This is a genomic window from Clostridium vincentii (assembly GCF_002995745.1).
GTDB lineage: Bacteria > Bacillota > Clostridia > Clostridiales > Clostridiaceae > Clostridium > Clostridium vincentii.
On record NZ_PVXQ01000046.1, the window covers coordinates 1 to 21,237 of the forward strand.

Consider the following 21,237-nt stretch of genomic DNA (forward strand, 5'->3'; position numbering starts at 1 on the left):
ATATATTTGAATTAAAGAAAGAGATTACATATATTCTGTAAATTATAATATGGGGAGCCGTATGCGGGAAATCCGCACGTACGGTTCTGAGAGGGGCCAGGGAAATGATTCCCTGGTCTACTTACCGTATTTATTTTTACATGTATATAAAAATAAACTACTAGTGGATATAATAGACATGGTGTTAAAAGAGAGGATCTTTATCAAATGTATGCTTATTTAACAAGGTATCCTAATGTTAAAACAGTTATACTTTTATATCCGCATAATGAAAAAGTAGAAAGAGAAGATAAAAAGTATCTTGAATCTTGGTATTTAGATAATGATAAATCTAAGAAAATTAGGGTTTATACTGTTGATTTAGAATCGGAAGAAATAACTAATAAATGTTTAAAAGAGATTATTAGAGATATTGAATAGAATTGGTGAACAAATTAAAGTAGTATAAGGAGGATTATCATGCCTTTTCAAATCGTTCATAATGATATTACGAAAATGCATACAGATGCCATCGTAAACGCAGCAAATTCTGCCTTGCAGATGGGTGGGGGTGTTTGTGGAACAATTTTCATAGCAGCTGGAGCAGAAAAATTGCAGAGCGAGTGCAAACAGAAAGGCAAGTGTCCGGTAGGACATGCTGTGATTACAAAAGGATATGCACTTGCTGCAAAGTATGTCATCCATGCAGTTGGTCCCGTTTGGAATGGTGGAAATAAGGGAGAAGCGAAATACTTAGCAGCTGCCTATGGTAGATCTTTAGAAATTGCAAAAGAACACCATCTGGAGTCTATTTCATTTCCTTTGATTTCTTCTGGTATTTATGGGTATCCAAAAGAAGAAGTACTGCAAATTGCTATAGCAACCATCAGCGAGTTTTTATTACATAATGATATGGATGTATATTTGGTAGTGCTTGACCGGAAAGTAGTATCCCTTAGTGAAAAGTTGTTTTCTGATATCAGCAGTTACATAGATACCTATTATGAGGATACTGAAAACTCTGAGCTGTATCAAAATGTACGAGATGTTCAGAGTGAATTTTTACAAGAATATAAGGAAGAGGAACTTAACAAAATATCAATGCCAACTCCAATAAACGAATCCGCAACAAATATTTCTAAAAGAAGTCTTGAAGAGGTTCTTAGCCATATGGATGAAACCTTTTCTGAAATGCTTTTAAGAATTATAGATGAAAAAGGCAAGGGCGATGTTGAAGTTTATAAAAAGGCAAATATAGACCGTAAGCTATTCTCTAAGATTCGTAGTAATAAGGACTATAATCCAAAGAAAACTACAATTTTGGCACTTGCTATTGCATTAGAACTTTCTTTAGATGAAATAAAGGATTTGTTATCGAAGGCAGGATATTCTTTATCATCCAGTCATAAGTTTGATGTAATCATTCAGTATTTTATTGAAGCAGAAAACTATGATATATTCACAATCAATGAAGCACTATTTTGTTTTGAACAATCACTTCTTGGTGCGTAAATTACAATGTCGCTTCTAAAGCGACCGAAGACCTCCCTAGGTGTATTATTCTATATTTAGAAAGAATAATACATCTAGGGAGGTCTTTTAGTATGAAGAAAAATTTAACAGAACTTGTATTTATTATAGACAGAAGCGGATCTATGGCTGGATTAGAGGACGATACAATGGGAGGTTATAATGCCGTGATTACGAAACAAAAGAAAGAAGATGGGGAAGCAAATGTTACTACTATTCTTTTTGATGATCAAGTAGAAACATTGCATGAGCGTATATCCATACAGGATATTAAGCAAATGACGGAGAATGAATACTATGTGCGTGGTTGTACTGCATTATTAGATGCCATTGGAGAGACTATTAGCTATATGGGCAATGTACAAAAGTATGCTAAGTCGGAAGAAAGAGCAAATAAGGTGTTATTCATTATTACTACTGATGGGTACGAGAATTCAAGCAAAGAGTATTCATATGACAAAGTGAAAGGTCTGATAGATCGTCAGAAGACAAGATATGATTGGGAGTTCTTATTTTTAGGTGCTAATATTGATGCTATATCTACAGCAGAACGGTTTGGAATCAGCAAGGAATTTGCAACCAACTATGTTCCGGATAAACGAGGAACAAAGTTAAACTATGAAGCAATGAATGTGGCAATTTCCTGTTGTCGAGCCGAGATGCCACTTGATAAAAGTTGGAAAGAAGAAGTAGAAAGGGATTATAAGTCAAGAAATAAGAAACATTAACTATTTTACTTGGTTATTGCCTTTATCTTCATTATTTGTTCATGATCATTGACAGAATGGGCGAAAACTATCAACATTTGTCTATTTATGATATTATACATTTATGGTTATTATAATGAAATTATATAAGGAGGAATATGAATGGAGTCGTTCACAAATATAGTCAATCAAATCGATGGATGGATATGGGGTATACCACTCATTGTTTTATTGTTTGGAACTCATGTATTCTTAACTTATAGACTTAAATTTATTCAACGGTACATATTTAAAGCTATAAAGTTATCAATAACAAAAGATGAATATGGTCATCATGAGGGGGATGTAAGCCAATTTAGTGCGTTAACAACAGCACTTGCAGGTACTATGGGAACTGGAAACATAATTGGTGTGGCAACAGCAATTGGTATTGGTGGCCCCGGTGCAGTCTTTTGGGTCTGGTTAACAGGTCTTTTTGGAATAGCTACAAAATATTCAGAGGCGTTACTATCTGTTAAGTATCGTGTTAAAACAAAGGATGGTACAATGGCTGGTGGTCCTATGTATGTTTTAGAGCATGGACTTAAGTCAAAATGGGGTGGAGTAGCCTTTGCATTATTTACAAGTATTGCAGCTTTTGGTATTGGATGTATGGTACAAGCTAACTCCGTATCTGCAATGGTATATGAAACCTTTAATGTTCCAACTTGGATTACAGGAATTGTAATAGCTGTATTAGTAGCAATTGTTATATTGGGTGGAATAAAGAAAATAGCTAAGGTTTGTGAAATTCTAGTTCCATTCATGGCCATATTCTATTTTATTGGACTTCTTATACTTCTTGTACTGGGATATAAAACTGTTGGAAGCACAATAGCGCTAATATTTAGGGATGCCTTCTCACCTCAGGCAGCAACTGGTGGATTTGCTGGAGCAGGAGTTATGATGGCAATGAGATTTGGTATTTCCAGGGGCCTTTTTTCAAATGAATCAGGTCTTGGTAGTGCACCAATAGTCGCAGCAGCAGCACAAACAAGAAACCCAGTTAAGCAAGCATTGGTTTCAGCAACAGGCACCTTTTGGGATACAGTTGTTGTGGCTGCATTGACGGGCATAGCCATTGTAAATTCAGGTTTTTGGCAAAAAGGTTTAGAGGGTGCTGCACTTACTAAAGCAGCATTTTCAGCAATACCTGTTGTAGGACCTATAATGTTAACAATAGGACTTATTACACTTGTGTTTTCAACTATACTTGGTTGGTCATATTATGGAGAAAAAGCAATTGAATACTTATTTGGCAAAAAAGCTATTGTGCCATATAGAATATTTTGGGTCATATTTATTTATATTGGATCAGTGTTTTCAATTTCTCTGGTTTGGGGACTCGCAGATATATTTAATGCATTAATGGTAATTCCAAATCTAGTTGCCTTACTTATACTAAGTCCTGTAATTGTAAGTGAAACTAAGAAATATTTATGGAATGATAATATAGAAGCAGTAGATAGTGAGCCAATAAGAGTAATTGATGAAAATGGAAAAATTATTAATGAAAAGGAAAAAAATCTTCCAATGGAATAGAATCCAAATTATTGGGGGGTATAGTACTACAATGAAGAGGAAGTGTTTAAAAATAATTTAAACACTTCCTCTTTATTATTATTTCTGATGATGTTTTAAATACCCTTAATGGTATGAACATAAAGTGTACAAGGATATACGGTGCAAATCAATATGAAACTTCTATTTTTATTTTACTTGGTTATTGCCTTTATCTTCGTTGTTTTTACCTTTATTTTTTTCAGTATTACTCTTATCATTTCTGTTCTTGTTGTATTGAGAACTAGCCATTAGTATCACCACCTTACTTTATTTTTTATTATTTGCGGAAAGAGTTTACGTTATTCATCTTTGCAAATGAATTTTAGAAAGTAAGCTTCTAGTACAATCATTTTTATTCCCAGTAAATTAAACTCCAATTTCCCACCCAAGGGCTTGTTGAATCAAGCTCTTTTTGTTAACATAAGAAGAGAACGATAATAAAGGAGAAATTAAATGAATTTAGTTACATTAGACAATATAAAGAAAAGTTATAGCGAAAAAATGCTATTAAATGATGTTACCCTAAGCATTAATGATGGAGATAGAATTGGTGTTATAGGAATAAATGGAGCAGGTAAATCTACTTTGCTTAAAATAGTTGCTGGAGTTGATGAATTTTTCGAAGGTAGTATAACAAAAGGAAGAAATATTAACATAGAGTATATGTCCCAAAATCCAAAAATAACAGAAGATGCAACAGTATTAGAACAAATGTTCATAGGTGAAACTAATAGTCTTAAGTTACTTCATGACTATGAAGAGATAGTTAGCAGGATGGGTAGTGAACATAGTGAAGAATTAAATGATAAATTAGCTGAACTTCAAGAGATAATAGATGCTAAAAACCTTTGGGATATAGAAAGTGAAGCTAAAACTATATTAAATAAATTAGGAATTACTGAATATGATGATATTATGAAAAATTTATCTGGCGGTCAAAGAAAGAGAGTTGCTCTAGCTACAGCTCTTATAACACCTTGTGAATTACTTATTTTAGATGAGCCTACCAATCATTTAGATGCAGATTCTATTGAATGGCTTGAAGAATATCTAAATTCAAGAAGCGGAGCTCTTCTTATGATTACCCATGATAGGTATTTCTTAGATAGAGTATCAAACAGAGTAATAGAATTAGATAGAGGAACTCTTTATGCTTATGATGGTAATTATACAAGTTTCTTAGAAAAGAAGATGGAAAGACAACTAAGAGAAGAGTCAGAGGAATCTAAGAGACAATCCCTTTTAACAAAAGAATTAAAGTGGATAAGACGAGGAGCTAAGGCTAGAACTACTAAACAAAAGGCTAGAATTCAAAGATTTGATGAGCTTGTGAATACTGAATATATAAAACCACAAGCTGATATAGATATTAACTTTATTGGAACAAGACTTGGAAAGAAAGTAATAGAGCTTGTAGATATAAATAAAGCCTTTGATGAGAGAACTCTTATACGTGACTTTAATTACATATTCACAAAAGAAGATAGAATTGGTGTTATTGGTAAGAATGGAGCAGGTAAGACTACTCTTATAAATATATTAAGAGGTAAGCTTCAAGTAGATAGCGGAGAGATCGAAATTGGAGAAACTGTAAAAATAGGATGTTTCGCTCAAGATGATAATCATATGGATGATAAGATGAGAGTAATTGATTATGTAAAAGAGGGTGGAGAATATATCCCTGTAGCAGATGGAAGTAAAATCATGGCTTCTATGATGTGTGAAAGATTTTTATTTGATGGAACTATGCAATATACTAAAATAGAGAAATTATCTGGAGGAGAGAGAAGAAGACTTCACCTTCTTAGAATTTTAATGGAGGCTCCAAATGTTCTTTTACTAGATGAGCCAACCAATGATTTAGATATAAGTACATTAACTATACTGGAGGATTTCCTTGATAGTTTTGTTGGAGTGGTTTTAGTAGTATCTCATGATAGATATTTCTTAGATAGAATTTGCAATAAGATGTTCTCATATCGAGATGGTGGCGAGATAAAGATATATAATGGTAACTATAGTGACTACCAAATTTCATATGAGATAGAGAAGGCTAATATTATTGAGGAACAAAAAAAAGAAAAGAAAGCTACACCTATAAAGGGTAAGGAACAAAAACCAAAGTTTACCTTTAGTGAAAGCAAAGAATATGATGAGATTCAAGGTGTAATTGAAACTATAGAGAAGAAGATAATTAAGGTTGAAGAAGATATGGTTAAAAATGCTACAAACTATGGAAAACTTCAGGACTTAAATAAAGATAAAGCTAAACTTGAAGCAAATCTTCTATTAAGCTATGAACGTTTTGATTATTTAGAAGCAATAGCTACTAAAATAGAGGAATACAAAAATACTAAAAGTTAATTGAGAAGAGGTTTTTTATGGAATTACATATTACCGTAAAGGGGCAAAAAGAGCCCATAATATTTAGTGGAGATAGAATTGATGTTCTTGACTTTCAATTGGAGGGCACTAAATATAAACAAATTAGATATTTTAGGAAGGGCCTTTCAAAGTCTGAATATATATCAGAAGGACTAATTAAAAAAATGAGGGAAATTAATAAGTAGAGACATAATAACAGTGTACTATTATAGTTTTCTAGTTCATATACTAATAAAAAAGATACCTACAGCATTTTGTTAAATAATTATGTATCTTGAAAAAGACACCTACAGCTTTAGATAATTCAGCGAGGTGTCTTGTCTTTTTTATTTTGTAATAGGAGGCTAGATTTACTATGAACTTTGAATTTTTAAATTCTATAAAAAGAGAGTTTATTTCCACTGATTTATATGAAGATTTAGAATGTTATCCCCGTATGGAAGATGCTAACGATGATGCTCTTTTAAATTTTTATGCAAAAGCAGGATTCCTAAGAGAAGAAAAAAGTGAAGAAATAATAAATATTTTTATGGAGGCCTATGACGAGGATCCTTTCTCTGCTATGAAATTATTATTTTATGTAAGGGATAAGGAAGAGGGTCTTGGAGAACGAAGAGTATTTAGAACTATTTTAAATCATCTTGGAAAACTAAACAGTTCATATCTAAAAGTAAATATAAATTTAATTCCAGTATTCGGAAGATGGGATGATTTATATAGTCTTTTTGATACAGCTCTTCAGGGACATGCTATTAGATTAATCAGAAAGCAAATAGGATTAGATCTAAAAATAAAAGATCCATCTACATTAGCTAAGTGGTTAAAATCTGAAAATGCTTCCTCAAAAGAAACAAAAACTTTAGCAAGAAAAACTAGACTAGCTTTAGATTTAACCTCTAAGGAATATAGGGTGTTACTTTCTACTTTAAGAAAAAGGGTTAATATTGTGGAGTCCTCTATAAGTGAAGGTAAATGGAATGAAGTTAAGTATGGAGACCTAAGTTCTGGGGCAATGCATAAATATTATAAGTCCTTTTTAAAGCATGATAGACAAAGATATATTGATTATTTAAATGTACTAAATAGTGATAAAATAGGAAAAGTTGGACTCGTTATAAACCCTAAAAGTTATTTTCCATATGATTTAATTTCAGGAATAGTAAAGGATTCAGAAGACTTTAGTAAATCTTATTTTTGTGATTTGTGGAAAGATATGCCGAGTTATACTGGGAATATAGGAGAAGATACTTTAGTATGTTTAGGTCTTTCTGAAAGGAGTTCAAATAGAAAATATAAAATGCCTGCTTATTGTGGAGGCGTTGGAACTATTCTTCATTTATTAGATAAAAATATAGGGGCATATAGTGAACATATAATAACTATGAATCCTAAGCCAAATCTTATAAAAGTTAAAGGTGATACTCTTTTAAAAAGAATAAAAGAAATTGAGAAAAGCTCATTAACAAATGAAATAAATGTAGAGACAGCTTTAGATTTAGTGCTTTTTGCAGCAATAAAGAATAATATAAACAAAAATAAAATGCCAAAAAGACTTTTATTTATCTTAGATGATAAGTGTAAGTTAACTTATTTAAATCATAAAAACAACTCGAAGAAAACACATTTTTTACATGAGGATCAATATGAAAAATTCAAAAATAAGTGGAGTCTGAGCGGTTATGAAATGCCGGAAATATGTTTTTGGAGAATAGATGCCTATAGAGATAGCAGCAAGATTATTGTAGATAGTAATAATTTTAAATATGCATCAGGGTATTCCAATGAGATTTTTAAAGCTGTAGTTAGTGGAAATCAAATTTATTCTAATGTTTTATTAGATAAAATTTTACTTGGTTTCAGATATAATTCAATAAAAGAAGAAGGCTAAATTAACATATATTTCCTTGGAAATATATGTTAATTTATTTTGAGCAATATTATAAAAATAGGTTTATAGAGCGAAGTACGTTATAATGATTAGTAGAATCAACAGAATAGGAGATATATAATATGAGTAAAATATTAGTACTAGCTGAAAAACCTTCAGTAGGTAGAGAATTAGCTAAGGTTTTAAAATGCACAAATAATAAGGGCGGATACATAGAAGGAAATAATTATGTAGTAACTTGGGCACTTGGCCACTTGGTTGGACTTATGGACCCCGAGGGTTATGGAGAAGTTTATAAGACTTGGAGTTTAGAAACATTACCAATGTTACCACCATATATGAAGCTTTCAATTCTTAAAAAGACAAATGCCCAATATAATGAGGTTAAGAGGCAGATATTAAGACCTGATATTGGAGAAATAGTTATAGCAACAGATGCTGGGCGTGAAGGCGAACTTGTAGCTCGTTGGATTATTGAAAAGGTAGGATCGAAGAAACCTTTAAAAAGACTTTGGATATCTTCTCAAACTACTAAGGCAATTTTAGATGGTTTTAAGAATTTAAAGGATGCAAGGGGTTATGAGAATTTATTCAAGGCGGCTGTATGTAGAGCTCAGGCTGATTGGCTTGTAGGTCTTAATGTAACTAGAGCCTTAACATGTAAATACAATGCACAGCTATCAGCAGGGCGTGTACAATCACCAACCCTTTCTATGATAGTACAAAGAGAAGAAGATATAAGAAACTTTAAGCCTGTAGACTATTATACAATAAATGCAAAGGGCAAGGGGTTTACTTTAAATTGGGTAAATGAAAAGGGAAATGGCTCAATTCATAATGAAGAAATGGCAAATTCAATAATTAATAAGACTAAAGGACAACCAGGAGAAGTTACAGATATTAATAAATCAAATAAGAAAAGTTATTCACCAGCTTTATATGATTTAACTGAGCTTCAAAGGGATGCAAATAAGATTTGGGGATATTCTGCAAAAGAAACCTTAAATATAATGCAAAAGCTTTATGAAAGTCATAAGGTATTAACCTATCCAAGAACAGATTCAAGATATATAACAACAGACGTAGTTGCAACTATTCCTGATAGGTTAAGAGCTGTTGGTACTGGGGAATATAGGATGTATACAGAAAAGCTTATACGAGAGGGAGTTAAAGGCAAGAGCTCATTTGTAGATAATAGTAAGGTAACAGACCATCACGCTATTATTCCAACAGAGGAGAAGGGAAGTTTAGCTAATCTTAATAATGAAGAAAAGAATATCTATAACTTAGTAATTAAGAGATTTTTAAGTGTAATGCTTCCACCTTTTGAATATGAACAAACTACTGTTACTGTATCTATAAAGGGTGAAACTTTTGTGGCTAAGGGTAATATTACTAAGGAAAAGGGTTGGAAGAAGCTTTATGATAGAGATTCACATAAGGACGATGATTCAAGCCAAGAACTTCCTCCAATTTCTAAGGGAGAAAAGATTGCAATTAACTCAGTTAATCTAGTTAAAAAGCAAACAACACCTCCATCAAGATTTAATGAAGGTACATTACTATCAGCTATGGAAAATCCTCAAAAATATATGCAAATGGAAAAGGAAGCAGCTAAAACCTTAGGGGATACTGGTGGACTTGGAACAGTTGCAACTCGTGCTGATATTATTGAAAAGTTATTTAAATCATTTGTAATAGAGAAAAAGGGCAAGGATTTATTCCCAACTTCTAAGGGAAAACAATTAATGGAACTTGTCCCTTCTGATTTAAAATCACCACTTTTAACTGCAAAGTGGGAAAAACAACTAGATGATATAGCAAAGGGTAAGGCAAATTCAAATCAATTCCTTGAGCAAATGAGAGCATATGCAACTAAGATGGTTAATGATGTAAAGTTTGGAACTGCAAAATTCCATCATGATAACCAGACTGGTAAGAAGTGCCCAACTTGCGGCAAGTATCTACTTGTTGTTAAGGGTAAAAATGGGACAATGAATGTATGCCAGGATAGAGAATGTGGCTACAGAGAAAATGTTGCAAGACTTACTAATGCAAGATGCCCAGATTGTAAAAAGAAGCTTGAACTTAGAGGACAAGGAGATGGCAAGATTTATATTTGCGCATCAACTACCTGTAACTTTAGGGAAAAGGCTAGTCAATTTGAAAAGAGATTTGATAAAAATGCCAAGGTTGATAAGAGAGAAGTTAATAATTATATGAATAAGATGAAGAAGGAAGCTGAGGACTTTAGTGATAATCCTTTCGCTGCACTTCTTGGTGGAATGAAATTTGATAAAAAGTAATAGAAGTTAGGAATAATGTAATGACTGTAGATAGATTAAAGAAAAAATCTATCTACAGTTTTTTTATATAATATTCCATAAATTGTACATTGCTATGGTATTATTAGGGTTATAACCATGGAGGTGCTTAAGTTAAAATTTAGATCAGCAATAGGAGGAAATTTTATGAAAGAAAACGCAAATACGGATTATCTATGGATAGCCTATGGAATAATATTTGGTGCTGCTTTTGGACACGTAGAAATTGGGCTAATTATTGGTGCTTTATTGTTTTTTGTATTTAGTTATAGGAGAAAAAAGGATGAAAAGAGCTAAGAGCAAAATCTTAGCTCTTTTTTCATGTAAAGAATTAGATTCCATAGAGAAGTGGGATAGGGGTAAAGAGCGAGATAGTAATGTTATATGATGTAAAAAGACTTAAAAATATGCATAGAACCCAATTTAATTGAGAAGAATAATAAAAAAGTATTGACTTGGAGTTTACTACAGGTAGTATAGTAACTTTGTAGACAAATAAAGCTTATATCAGGGAGGTTATTGAAAATGAAGAAAATTAAAATAATAATTATTATAGTTCTGATAATTCTTTTAAGTGTAATTTCAGATATATTTATCAATAAACCCAGACCTATTGCTAAAACTGAAGCAACAATAACATCAAATAACGATCTTGCTTTTGCTGTATTAGGGGATATTCACCAAAATGCTGATCATCTACAGCAGACCATTAATGATCTATATACAATAAATCCTGGTATGGATGCATTAGTATTAAATGGGGATAGTGTAGATCAAGGTATTGATGAACAATATGATCTAGTGAAAAAAACTATAAGTAAAAATAAGGATTTATTACCTAGTACAGTTATAAAAAATATAGGTAATCATGAGTTTTTCAACTATGACGCAGGTCGTAATTCACCTGAACAAGTTCAAACTTATATTAATAAATATCTTGAGTTCTCTGGTGAAGAGAAAGTGTATCATGATACATGGGTGAATGATTATCATTTTATATCCCTAGGATCTGAGGATGGTAACTCAGATACAGCAGATACAACAACAGCTTATGTTTCTGAGAATCAACTAAATTGGTTAAAAGAAAAATTAGCTGAAAATTATCAAAAGGGAAAGCCTATATTTGTATTTTTGCATCAACCCTTAGATTATGGAGAGAGAGCTTGGGTTGGAGTTAAAGAAAGTGAACAAATTAGAGAGATATTATCTCAATATCCCGAAGTTATATTATTTTCATCTCATACTCATAGAGATTTAGTTGAAAGTAGTGTAATTTTAGATCAACCATTTACAATTGCTAATACTGGAGCTATTGACCATACCAAAATATGGGATACAAATGATGGAAATGGTGTAAGAACAGAACCTAATATTAAAGGATTGTATATTGAAGTTAATGGCAATACTGTTGTTATTAAAGGTAGAGATATTAAAGAAAATCAATGGATATTTACAAAGGAAATTTCTAAAGAATGATATGATTGGTTCCATTAAATATAAACTGATAACCTATTAAATTTGCATTCCCTAAAAGTATAAGCTAGGCTATAATACCTGATTTACAGTATTATAGCCTAGCTTAATTTTCTAACATTATCAGCAATAATATTTTAGGAAGTACATGGGATAATGAAAAAAATAGGTTATATGTCTTTGAGCTGGCTAATTAATACTTGACTTCATAGCTATTAGGACTGAAAATGAAAGTAAGCGGTTTTTTTCAAAAGTGTAGCACTAGAATTACTAACCTTTACCCAAATTAAATGTAATATAGTGGATTTCGTGGTTTTATATTCATGAATTAACTATCTGTAACTTTAGAGAAAAGGCTAGTCAGTTTGAAATTTGATAAAAAATAAGAGACTATTTAAGGAGCGAATATTATGATAGACAAAAATACAACTTTTATACAAAGTTCATTAGGTTCTGTATTTACTATTTTTAGTGCAGAGGAGTTAGAACAAATAACAAATAGCGATAAAAGAAGTATAGCTATTTGCGGTAAAGTTAATAAACCAGGAATAGTCGAAGTGCCAAAAGGTGCTACTCTTAGAGAGATAATAGAGCTTTGTGGAGGAATTATAAATAAAAATAATTTTAAAGCGGCTCATATTGGACTTCCATTTGGAGGATTTTTAACACAAGATAGTTTAGATAAAGAATTTGATTTTGGATCATTTTATGAAAATATTACTAGAACTATTATTATTTTATCTCAAGAAGATTGTATAATTCAGTTCGAAAAATTCTATATTGAGTATTTACTTGCAAAAATCAAAGATGGTTCTTATAAGTATTATGAAGTAGTTAAAACTGATATAACTGAAATGTTTCATATTTTGGATAGAATAAGTAAAGGTATATCTAATATGCGTGAAATATATATATTAAGAAACCTTGCAGAGACTGTAAAAGGCAAGATGAACCAAAAGCATAATACAATGGAAGAAGTAATTAGTACTTTTTATGATGAAATAGAAGAACATATAGAAGAAAAGAAATGTTATACATCACAATGTAACCATCTTATTAAATTGACAATTACAAAAAAATGCATTGGATGTGGAAGTTGTAAAAGAGCATGTCCTGTAGATTGTATACAGGGTGAAGTGAAAAAACAACATGATATAGATTATAATAGATGTACTCATTGTGGCGCATGTATATCAGCATGTCCTGTTGATGCTATTACAGCAGGAGATAATACTATTAAATTTCTTAGAGATTTATCAACACCTAATAAGGTAGTAATTACTCAAATGGCACCAGCTATAAGAGTTGCAATAGGTGAAGCATTTGGATTTGAGCCAGGAGAAAATGTAGAAAAGAAAATTGCTGCAGGTCTTAGAAAATTAGGTGTAAATTATGTGTTTGATACTTCTTGGGGTGCTGATTTGACTATAATGGAAGAAGCAGCAGAACTTCAAGGAAGACTTGAAAGATATTTAGCAGGAGACGAGGATGTTAAGCTTCCAATGCTTACTTCATGCTGCCCTTCCTGGATTAAATTTATAGAACAAAACTATGCCGATATGTTAGATGTACCTTCCACTGCAAAATCACCAATGGAGATGTTTGCAATAGTTGCTAAGGAAATATGGGCAAAGGAAAAAGGTCTTTCAAGAAATGAAGTGACCTCTGTTGCAATAATGCCATGTATAGCAAAAAAATATGAAGCATCAAGACCAGAATTTTCTGTGGAGATGAATTATGATGTTGATTATGTAATTACAACAAGGGAACTTATAAAAATATTTAAAAATTCAGGAATAGATTTAAAGGAACTTGAAGACGAAGAAATTGATCCAGTTATGGGAGAATATACAGGCGCTGGAATTATTTTTGGTAGAACAGGTGGAGTTATAGAAGCTGCTACAAGAACAGCTCTTGAAAAGATGACTGGAAAGAGAATTGATAATATAGAATTTGAGGGTCTTAGAGGATGGGATGGCTTTAGAGTTTGTGAGCTTCAAGCTGGAGCCATAAAACTTAGAATAGGAGTTGCCCATGGACTTAAGGAAGCAGCTAAGATGCTAGATAAAATAAGATCAGGTGAAGAATTCTTCCATGCCATAGAAATAATGGCTTGTGTAGGTGGATGTGTTGGTGGTGGTGGTCAGCCTAAAATAAAGGGAAATAAACAAGCAGGACTACAAAAAAGAGCAGAGGGTTTAAATAATATAGATAGATCTAAGACTCTACGACGATCAAATGAAAATCCAGAGGTTCTTGCTATTTATGAAAAGTATTTAGATCATCCATTAAGCCATAAGGCTCATGAATTACTTCATACAACATATTTCCCAAGAATTAAGAAAAATAATGATTAATTAGTATATAAATAATGATGTACATTTGAAAAAATGAAACAAAATAGTAAAAAAGCTGTGGTATACACCACAGCTTTTTGCTATTTATCTCATTTGATTATTAATGCTATAAAAACTAAGTCCGAATTGCCAATGTTTTCAATGCCATGTCCATTGCCGCTAGAGGTAAAAGTAACGTCTCCAGCTTTAACAATTGTAAGAACTTCGTTATTTGTATATTCGCCTTCACCTGAAATTATGTAATATGTTTCAATTTCATTAGTATGTTCATGATAACCTATAGAACAACCTGGTTTTAGAGTAATTTCAGCATAGAGTTCACATTTTCCTTTAAGTTCATTATCTCCTAAAAGGTATTTTATTATCACAGGACCTTTACCACCCTTAAGAAAATCGAGTACTTTTGTACTTGTAGCCATTATTGAATCCTCCTTTACATATAAATTATATACAGTATACTATAAATTTCGTCAAAATAAAACATGACATTTATTTTATTTAGCATATTCTTTATTTATAGTGTGTAATATTACTTGTGTATATCCTTTTATTATTACTATAGGTGTGATAGTATTCTTAGGAAGAGAAAGGCAGGGAATAGAATGAATAACGAAAGAAGTAAGGAAATTTTCACTAAAAACATAAATATTTTCACATTAGCAGTTATTGCTACTATGTTATGGGGAAGTGCTTATCCATCAGTAAAAATAGGATATGAATTATTTAATATAGCATCGGTTGACACCTATGGAAAAATTCTATTAGCAGGATATAGGTTTTTAATTGCTGGGGTGCTTACAATATTAATTACATCAGTAATAAGAAGGAAATTTGTCTATCCAGCTAAAAAAAACATTGTTGGAATTGGCTTATTAGGACTAATTCAAACTAGCCTTCAATACATATTTTTCTATATAGGATTATCAAATACTACAGGCGTAAAAGGAGCTATATTAAATTCAACAGGAACATTTATTGTAGTAATTTTAGCACATTTCATTTATAAAAATGATAAATTGAATGTGCAAAAGACAATTGGCTGTTTAGTAGGATTTATTGGGGTATTTATAATAAATATTGGAGGTAATACTTCCGGTAGTGGCTTCTCATTTACAGGTGAAGGTTTTATGATGTTAGCAGCTGCTACCTTTGCAATTGGATCTATAATAAGTAAGGCTGTTGCCAAAAATGAGGATTCTATGGTTATGACAGGGTATCAGCTTTCTATTGGTGGAACTGTTTTAGTTGTAATTGGATTTATAGGAGGAGGTAATTTAGCTACTCCTTCACCTTCTGCAATAATATTATTACTGTATATGGCAGTTTTATCTTCAGTTGCATTTACTATTTGGGCAGTTTTGCTCAAGTATAATAGAGTTGGGAAAATAACTATTTATAACTTTTTAGTTCCTGTATTTGGGACAATCCTCTCAGCACTTTATTTGCAGGAAAGCATATATAGTTTAAAGAATATTATTGCTTTGATATGTGTATGCTTAGGAATATATATTGTAAATAGGAGTAAAAAAGGATTGGCATTATAAATAGATAGGGGTAATATATTTATATAAGATATTATAAATTCATTTTTTTGGAGGGTAAAGTTATGAATATAGTTGCCATTTACGGAACGGAACATAGGGGTAGCACTTATAATATTTCTCAATTATTTTTAAAAAAACTAGGATCTCGAAAAAGTGAGGTTAAAGAGTTTTTTCTTCCTAAAGATATGCCGCATTTTTGTTGTGGCTGCGGTTCATGTTTTGGCAAGAGTGAGAAAGAGTGTCCTCATTATGAAAAAGTCAATCCAATTAAAGAAGCAATTGAAATGGCAGATTTAGTACTTTTTGCAAGTCCTGTTTATGTATATCATACAACTGGGCAAATGAAAACTTTGTTGGATCATTTTGGTTATCAATGGATGGTTCACCGTCCGAATGGAGCAATGTTTTCTAAAATGGCTTTAGTTATTTCTACTGCAGCTGGAGCAGGTATGAAATCTACAAATAAAGATATCACTGATAGTTTATCCTTTTGGGGAGTTGGAAAGATTTTCACTTACGGTAAAGCGGTTGCCGCAGTAAATTGGCAGGGTGTGAGTGAGAAGAAAAAAATTGAGATTGATAAATATGTAGATAAATTAGCTTCTAAAATTCTTAAAAGATCTTACAAAGTCAATCCTAGTTTAAAGGTAAAGGTTCTTTTTTATGCTATGCGCTTTATGCAAAAAACAATGACTCTGAATCCAGTGGATAAAGAATATTGGCAAAAACAAGGATGGCTTGGACGTACACGACCTTGGTAAAGAAAAATTAAATGAGAAATAATACATAGACATGCTATAATTAGAAAAATAGAATTTTGGAAGTCTATTATTTTAAAGTAAGGAGGAGATTATATTATGAATATTAAGGATTTAATTGAATTATTAGGATGGATAACAGTTATAAGTTTTAGCGTAGCGATTCTAAACTTTGTTGTAAAATATATTAATAAAAAATATATTAGTAAGTTAGGAGAAGATAAAAAGCAAATAGTCACTTTCTATAGAAAAATAATGAAATTAATTATAAAATGTCATAAGGCAGCTGGAACAATAACTGTAATTTCGGTGCTTGCTCACTTTGGTATTGCTGTATCATCTAATCGTATTAGTATAACAGGAATAATAGCCGCATTAATTATGATTTCCATATTTGCTTTAGGATTTTATGGTGCATTTATAAATAAAAATTACAAAGGTAAATGGCTTAAAGTACATAAAGTACTAGCCCTTTTATTGATAATAGCTATAGGTATTCATGTTTTATAAAAATTTAATATGGTGTTTTCTATGTTCCCTCAGACTAAAGGTTTGGGGGAGCTTTTTTTGTGGAAATGTATTGTAACAATATGTTAAGAAGATAAATAGTATATAGGGAGGTGGCAATTTGGTGAATAAAAATATTTTAAAAGAAATACATCAATACCCTTTAAAAAGTGTTAATATTCCCATAGAGCTATATGAATCTACACTTGGACGATATTTTATTGGGTATGCTGATGATTTAGTATTTGGACAAGATACAAGTGCCTGGGCAAGGCTATACAATCCAATTAATTCAGGAGTTCTTTTGCATGTAAATGTCTGGACTGTAACTGATGTTTCAGACTCAACTTTCCGTGTACAGTTTTGGTTTAATGCAACCCCTCCTAAGTCAGATGTTAAATATGCACCGGTAACTCCTACAAATTTAAGTATCCAACCACCGCCTATACCAAAGGTAGAATTACAGTATGCATCTAAGGTTATAGGTGAGCCAACTGGAGGAATTAAAGCCTTTGTTAGAAGAGCCCAGCCTGAAACAACATTGGTGGACACTGAAAACGGAAAAATAATTATTGGTGAAGGGGGTAATTTCTTAGTATTTCTATCAACACCAGAAACACCAGAACTTTTAACTTCAGGTAGAATAGCTTTTGGTTGGTGGAAAGAACCTATAAGGAATAAATGTAGATAAGATGATAATGGTTATATATAGATAGATAATTCAGATGAATAGCATTAATAATGATAGTGTAATTGATGAAATTTACTCTATAGAATAGACAATTAAAAAAAGTCTACTCTATAGGGTATTTTTTGTTATCTTAATTTAAGAGCAATAAATATTTAATAATAATAATTATCATTTACAATTGGTTATAAATATAGTAATATGGAAATATATTAAAGAGAATTGAAGTTTATTTGAAAGGAAGAGATTAAATTGGAATCTAAAATTAAAAAACTATTGCAGCCTAGAAAGTTAGGCTTGGGAATAAATGTGAAGAACCCTATAGTTATGGCACCAATGACTACTTTTTCAGCAAATGCTGATGGAACAGTGTCTGAAGCAGAGTTAAGTTATTATAAAGCAAGGTCTAAAGGTGTAGGGATAGTAATTACTGCAACAACCTATGTAAGCCCATCAGGAAAAGGGTTTCCAGGACAATTTGCGGGCTTTGATAACAACTTTTTACCAGGACTAAAAAAATTATCGGAAACTATAAAGGGAGAAGGAGCATTAGCAATTTTACAAATGGTTCATGGTGGTAGGATGGCAATGCCCACTGAAATACCCGGAGGACAAACTATTAGTGCCAGTGCAATACCACCAGAAAGACCAGGATCAATGATACCTAGAGAAATGACAGAAGCAGAAATTCAAGATACAATTAAAGCCTTTGCTAATACAACGAAATTAGCAATAGATGCAGGTTTTGACGGTGTAGAAATTCATGGGGCTAATACTTATTTATTGCAACAATTCTTTTCTCCAAGCTCCAATAGACGGGAAGATGCTTGGGGTGGAAGCTTAGAAAAAAGAATGGCTTTCCCTCTGGCAGTAATAGCTGAAGTGAAAAAGGTAGTGAAAGAAAATGGTGGAGACAATTTCATAGTGGGATATCGTTTTTCACCAGAAGAAATAGAAAATCCAGGTATAACTTTAGAAGATACCCTCTCATTTGTAGATGTACTAGCAAATCAAGGATTAAGTTACTTGCATGGTTCCTTAATGGATTTCTGGCAAAGTTCAATGAGAGATAAACTAAATACAAAACCTGTTATTTGTAAAATTATGGACAAAATATATGGTAGAATACCTTTTATTGGTGTGGGTTCTATCCATACACCTGAAGATGCTATTAAGGCATTGGAAAGCGGTGCAGAATTTATCGCTCTTGGCAGAGAACTAATTATGGAACCAGAGTGGTTAGATAAAATTCAAACAGGGAAAATATCTGAAATAAAGACTACTTTAAGTAAAAATGATAAAGAATCTTTAGATATACCAGAACCACTTTGGAATGCAATTATGAGTAAACCTGGTTGGTTTCCAGTTATAGAATAAATTTTTTATATAATTAAAGACTCCTACAAAAAGCGATTTGTCGTTATTTTGTAGGAGTCATTAGAATTATTGAGTTATTCGTGTGTAACTAAGTCACATAAATAATAAAAACTTTAAGATATAATAAATTCATAGTAGATAAAAAGATATTAATAGGGAAACAATAAATATTAAATTAAACTTTGGAGGAGATATATATGTTTGAATTTTTAAAAAAAGGAAATACAAAAGTTGTTAACGTAAATGATATTGATAATTTAATTGGGAAAATAGAATTAATTGATATAAGAGAAGACTATGAATATAAAAGTGGAAGTATTAAGAGTGCTAAAAACATTCCAATGGGTAAACTTTTAAATGAAGCAGATAAATATTTAAATAAAGACAAAGAATATTATATAATGTGTCAGTCAGGTGGAAGAAGTTCAAGAGCCTGCAATAGTCTTGCAAGGGAAGGGTTTAATGTTACTAATGTATCTGGTGGAATGGGGTCATATGTCGGATCAAAAAGAAAATAATAGAAAGACTTTTAAGGAGTCCTAAAGTGTGAAAAGAATTAATAAAGCTACGCCAATTATATAAATAGAGGCTAGGAGGAAACATAAAGTATGCAATATGTTCTGTTATTTTTAGAAGGAATTATAACCTTTATATCACCTTGCATTTTGCCAATGTTACCCTTATATATATCATATTTTGCAGGTGATAATGGAAATGTGGTTAAAAGTAAATATAATGCATTGATAAATTCCTTAGGATTTGTACTAGGCTTTACAATAATATTTACACTATTAGGTACACTTGCAGGAACCTTTGGAAGTTTTATAAAAGAGCAAAGCACTGTTATAAATGTATTAGGTGGATTTATAGTAGTTCTTATGGGTCTTAATTATATTGGGATAATTAAAATTAAATTTTTACAAAGAAGTTTAAAAATTAATGCTAAAATAAAAGCCTTTAAGTTTATATCTTCTGTTTTATTTGGAATGATTTTTGCAATAGGATGGACACCCTGCGTTGGTGCATTTTTAGGAACTGCATTAATGATTGCAGTTAATTCACAAGATATATTAAAAGGAACTCTAATGCTTTTGATTTATAGCATAGGACTTGGTATACCTTTTGTAATCTGTGCCATATTAATAGACAGATTAAAAGGAACATTTAATTTTATAAAAAGGAATTACAAAGTTATAAATAGAATATCTGGGATAATTCTAGTGATTATAGGTATTTCTATTACGACTGGTTATTTAAATAAAGTACTTTCTTTTTTAACATTTTAGGAGGGATTTATGAAGAATAAAAAATTAATCTTATCAGTAATAGGTTTTGTAGGATTTTTAGCTATTTCGTATTTCGGATATAACTTTTTAAACTCAAAATATAATGAGGAAAATATAACAGAAGTTGAGAAAAATGAAACTTCTAACGAAGTAGAACAGAAAGATAAGATTTCTAATGAAGTAGAAGAGCAAGATAAGACGCTGGCAAAAGACTTTGCTGTATATGATGAGAATCTTAAGGAAGTAAAATTATCTGATTACAAAGGGACACCGGTAGTAGTGAACTTTTGGGCTAGTTGGTGTCCTCCTTGTAAATCAGAAATGCCCTCATTTAATGAAATGTCAGCTAAGTATAATGAAGATGAAGTGGTTATTTTAATGGTGAATTTAACAGATGGTCAAAGAGAAACTACAAGTATAGCTAAGGAATATATAAAAGATAATAATTTCGATATGAAGGTTTTATTTGATACTGAAAGTAATGCTTCAAGTAATTATAAAATCTCATCTATACCAAGAACAATTTTTATTGATAAAGATGGATATATTGTTGAAGACCAATCTGGAACAATAACTAAAGAAAAATTAGAAAGCCAAATAAAATTGTTGCTTAAATGATAAATAAAGCTACACCCTCAGTATAATTAGGGGGTGTAGCTTTTTATTCTCTCATAATTGATTCTAGAGAAACAATCTAACTATTTCAGTTAGAGTATAATTTTAGTAGGCAAAGGTAGCAAAAAAATAAAGGAGATGTAAAAACATCTCCCCAATACATAAATTATCCATTATAATTTTATTGCTAAGATAAAAAGAATGGAGTTGGATTTAT

General features: G+C 31.4%; 19 protein-coding genes and 1 pseudogene. 19 read left to right on the forward strand and 1 reads right to left on the reverse strand.

The annotated features are described in order from the left end of the window. Window positions 1–162: 162 nt before the first annotated feature. The 11 genes and pseudogenes from CLVI_RS15085 to CLVI_RS15130 form a co-directional block, all read left to right on the forward strand. Window positions 163–420, forward strand: a pseudogene (locus CLVI_RS15085) (5-methylcytosine restriction system specificity protein McrC); the annotation flags it as partial. A gap of 39 nt (window positions 421–459) precedes the next feature. Continuing rightward, window positions 460–1,491 carry a macro domain-containing protein gene (locus CLVI_RS15090; protein WP_106060941.1) on the forward strand — a complete coding sequence of 344 codons (1,032 nt, stop codon included), beginning with the start codon at window positions 460–462 and terminating at the stop codon, window positions 1,489–1,491. Between the two features lie 92 nt (window positions 1,492–1,583). Next, on the forward strand, window positions 1,584–2,237 hold the full coding sequence (locus CLVI_RS15095; RefSeq protein ID WP_106060942.1) for a vWA domain-containing protein: 654 nt from the start codon (window positions 1,584–1,586) through the stop codon (window positions 2,235–2,237). 141 nt (window positions 2,238–2,378) lie between these two features. Continuing rightward, window positions 2,379–3,797 carry an alanine/glycine:cation symporter family protein gene (locus CLVI_RS15100; RefSeq protein ID WP_106060943.1) on the forward strand — a complete coding sequence of 473 codons (1,419 nt, stop codon included), beginning with the start codon at window positions 2,379–2,381 and terminating at the stop codon, window positions 3,795–3,797. A 474-nt stretch (window positions 3,798–4,271) separates the two neighbouring features. Beyond that, window positions 4,272–6,182: an ABC-F family ATP-binding cassette domain-containing protein gene (locus tag CLVI_RS15105; RefSeq protein ID WP_106060944.1), complete on the forward strand. Its 1,911-nt coding sequence runs from the start codon at window positions 4,272–4,274 to the stop codon at window positions 6,180–6,182. Window positions 6,183–6,199: 17 nt separating this feature from the next. Then, entirely contained in the window at window positions 6,200–6,388 is a 189-nt protein-coding gene (locus CLVI_RS15110) for a hypothetical protein (protein ID WP_106060945.1), read from the forward strand. A 170-nt stretch (window positions 6,389–6,558) separates the two neighbouring features. After that, window positions 6,559–8,091, forward strand: a complete 1,533-nt coding sequence (locus CLVI_RS15115; RefSeq protein ID WP_106060946.1) for a DUF2828 family protein — start codon at window positions 6,559–6,561, stop codon at window positions 8,089–8,091. Between the two features lie 122 nt (window positions 8,092–8,213). Beyond that, window positions 8,214–10,397, forward strand: coding sequence for a DNA topoisomerase III (locus CLVI_RS15120; protein WP_106060947.1), 2,184 nt, complete (start codon window positions 8,214–8,216; stop codon window positions 10,395–10,397). 165 nt (window positions 10,398–10,562) lie between these two features. Further along, complete coding sequence (locus CLVI_RS17540) at window positions 10,563–10,712, forward strand: hypothetical protein (protein WP_170065691.1); 150 nt, start codon at window positions 10,563–10,565, stop codon at window positions 10,710–10,712. A 228-nt stretch (window positions 10,713–10,940) separates the two neighbouring features. Further along, complete coding sequence (locus CLVI_RS15125; protein ID WP_106060948.1) at window positions 10,941–11,891, forward strand: metallophosphoesterase family protein; 951 nt, start codon at window positions 10,941–10,943, stop codon at window positions 11,889–11,891. Between the two features lie 407 nt (window positions 11,892–12,298). Further along, window positions 12,299–14,245 carry a [FeFe] hydrogenase, group A gene (locus CLVI_RS15130; protein ID WP_106060949.1) on the forward strand — a complete coding sequence of 649 codons (1,947 nt, stop codon included), beginning with the start codon at window positions 12,299–12,301 and terminating at the stop codon, window positions 14,243–14,245. An 89-nt stretch (window positions 14,246–14,334) separates the two neighbouring features. On the opposite strand, the gene CLVI_RS15135 is transcribed toward CLVI_RS15130, so the two are convergent. Continuing rightward, a complete protein-coding gene (locus tag CLVI_RS15135; protein ID WP_106060950.1) occupies window positions 14,335–14,664 on the reverse strand; it encodes a cupin domain-containing protein in 330 nt (109 codons plus the stop codon). Window positions 14,665–14,847: 183 nt separating this feature from the next. Here CLVI_RS15135 and CLVI_RS15140 point away from each other — a divergent pair, with 183 nt between their 5' ends. The 8 genes from CLVI_RS15140 to CLVI_RS15175 all read left to right on the forward strand — a co-directional run bounded on the left by CLVI_RS15140 (window position 14,848) and on the right by CLVI_RS15175 (window position 21,023). After that, complete coding sequence (locus tag CLVI_RS15140; protein WP_106060951.1) at window positions 14,848–15,789, forward strand: DMT family transporter; 942 nt, start codon at window positions 14,848–14,850, stop codon at window positions 15,787–15,789. 62 nt (window positions 15,790–15,851) lie between these two features. Further along, entirely contained in the window at window positions 15,852–16,550 is a 699-nt protein-coding gene (locus CLVI_RS15145) for a flavodoxin family protein (protein ID WP_106060952.1), read from the forward strand. 96 nt (window positions 16,551–16,646) lie between these two features. After that, the gene (locus CLVI_RS15150; protein ID WP_106060953.1) at window positions 16,647–17,057 is read left to right on the forward strand and encodes a hypothetical protein; all 411 of its coding nucleotides are present in this window, start codon (window positions 16,647–16,649) and stop codon (window positions 17,055–17,057) included. A gap of 121 nt (window positions 17,058–17,178) precedes the next feature. Then, window positions 17,179–17,745, forward strand: coding sequence for a DUF6143 family protein (locus CLVI_RS15155; RefSeq protein ID WP_106060958.1), 567 nt, complete (start codon window positions 17,179–17,181; stop codon window positions 17,743–17,745). Window positions 17,746–17,994: 249 nt separating this feature from the next. Continuing rightward, the gene (locus tag CLVI_RS15160) at window positions 17,995–19,119 is read left to right on the forward strand and encodes an NADH-dependent flavin oxidoreductase (RefSeq protein WP_106060954.1); all 1,125 of its coding nucleotides are present in this window, start codon (window positions 17,995–17,997) and stop codon (window positions 19,117–19,119) included. A gap of 197 nt (window positions 19,120–19,316) precedes the next feature. After that, window positions 19,317–19,637, forward strand: coding sequence for a rhodanese-like domain-containing protein (locus CLVI_RS15165; RefSeq protein ID WP_106060955.1), 321 nt, complete (start codon window positions 19,317–19,319; stop codon window positions 19,635–19,637). A gap of 90 nt (window positions 19,638–19,727) precedes the next feature. After that, on the forward strand, window positions 19,728–20,405 hold the full coding sequence (locus CLVI_RS15170) for a cytochrome c biogenesis CcdA family protein (protein ID WP_106060956.1): 678 nt from the start codon (window positions 19,728–19,730) through the stop codon (window positions 20,403–20,405). A gap of 9 nt (window positions 20,406–20,414) precedes the next feature. Next, complete coding sequence (locus CLVI_RS15175; RefSeq protein ID WP_106060957.1) at window positions 20,415–21,023, forward strand: TlpA family protein disulfide reductase; 609 nt, start codon at window positions 20,415–20,417, stop codon at window positions 21,021–21,023. The last annotated feature ends 214 nt before the right edge of the window (window positions 21,024–21,237 follow it).

Excerpts from the sequence above, each read along its gene's own strand:
- CLVI_RS15090 (WP_106060941.1), top strand. The coding sequence starts at position 460 with ATGCCTTTTCAAATCGTTCATAATGATATTACGAAAATGCATACAGAT.
- CLVI_RS15095 (WP_106060942.1), top strand. The coding sequence starts at position 1,584 with ATGAAGAAAAATTTAACAGAACTTGTATTTATTATAGACAGAAGCGGA.
- CLVI_RS15100 (WP_106060943.1), top strand. The coding sequence starts at position 2,379 with ATGGAGTCGTTCACAAATATAGTCAATCAAATCGATGGATGGATATGG.
- CLVI_RS15105 (WP_106060944.1), top strand. The coding sequence starts at position 4,272 with ATGAATTTAGTTACATTAGACAATATAAAGAAAAGTTATAGCGAAAAA.
- CLVI_RS15110 (WP_106060945.1), top strand. The coding sequence starts at position 6,200 with ATGGAATTACATATTACCGTAAAGGGGCAAAAAGAGCCCATAATATTT.
- CLVI_RS15115 (WP_106060946.1), top strand. The coding sequence starts at position 6,559 with ATGAACTTTGAATTTTTAAATTCTATAAAAAGAGAGTTTATTTCCACT.
- CLVI_RS15120 (WP_106060947.1), top strand. The coding sequence starts at position 8,214 with ATGAGTAAAATATTAGTACTAGCTGAAAAACCTTCAGTAGGTAGAGAA.
- CLVI_RS17540 (WP_170065691.1), top strand. The coding sequence starts at position 10,563 with ATGAAAGAAAACGCAAATACGGATTATCTATGGATAGCCTATGGAATA.
- CLVI_RS15125 (WP_106060948.1), top strand. The coding sequence starts at position 10,941 with ATGAAGAAAATTAAAATAATAATTATTATAGTTCTGATAATTCTTTTA.
- CLVI_RS15130 (WP_106060949.1), top strand. The coding sequence starts at position 12,299 with ATGATAGACAAAAATACAACTTTTATACAAAGTTCATTAGGTTCTGTA.
- CLVI_RS15135 (WP_106060950.1), bottom strand. The coding sequence starts at position 14,664 with ATGGCTACAAGTACAAAAGTACTCGATTTTCTTAAGGGTGGTAAAGGT.
- CLVI_RS15140 (WP_106060951.1), top strand. The coding sequence starts at position 14,848 with ATGAATAACGAAAGAAGTAAGGAAATTTTCACTAAAAACATAAATATT.
- CLVI_RS15145 (WP_106060952.1), top strand. The coding sequence starts at position 15,852 with ATGAATATAGTTGCCATTTACGGAACGGAACATAGGGGTAGCACTTAT.
- CLVI_RS15150 (WP_106060953.1), top strand. The coding sequence starts at position 16,647 with ATGAATATTAAGGATTTAATTGAATTATTAGGATGGATAACAGTTATA.
- CLVI_RS15165 (WP_106060955.1), top strand. The coding sequence starts at position 19,317 with ATGTTTGAATTTTTAAAAAAAGGAAATACAAAAGTTGTTAACGTAAAT.
- CLVI_RS15170 (WP_106060956.1), top strand. The coding sequence starts at position 19,728 with ATGCAATATGTTCTGTTATTTTTAGAAGGAATTATAACCTTTATATCA.
- CLVI_RS15175 (WP_106060957.1), top strand. The coding sequence starts at position 20,415 with ATGAAGAATAAAAAATTAATCTTATCAGTAATAGGTTTTGTAGGATTT.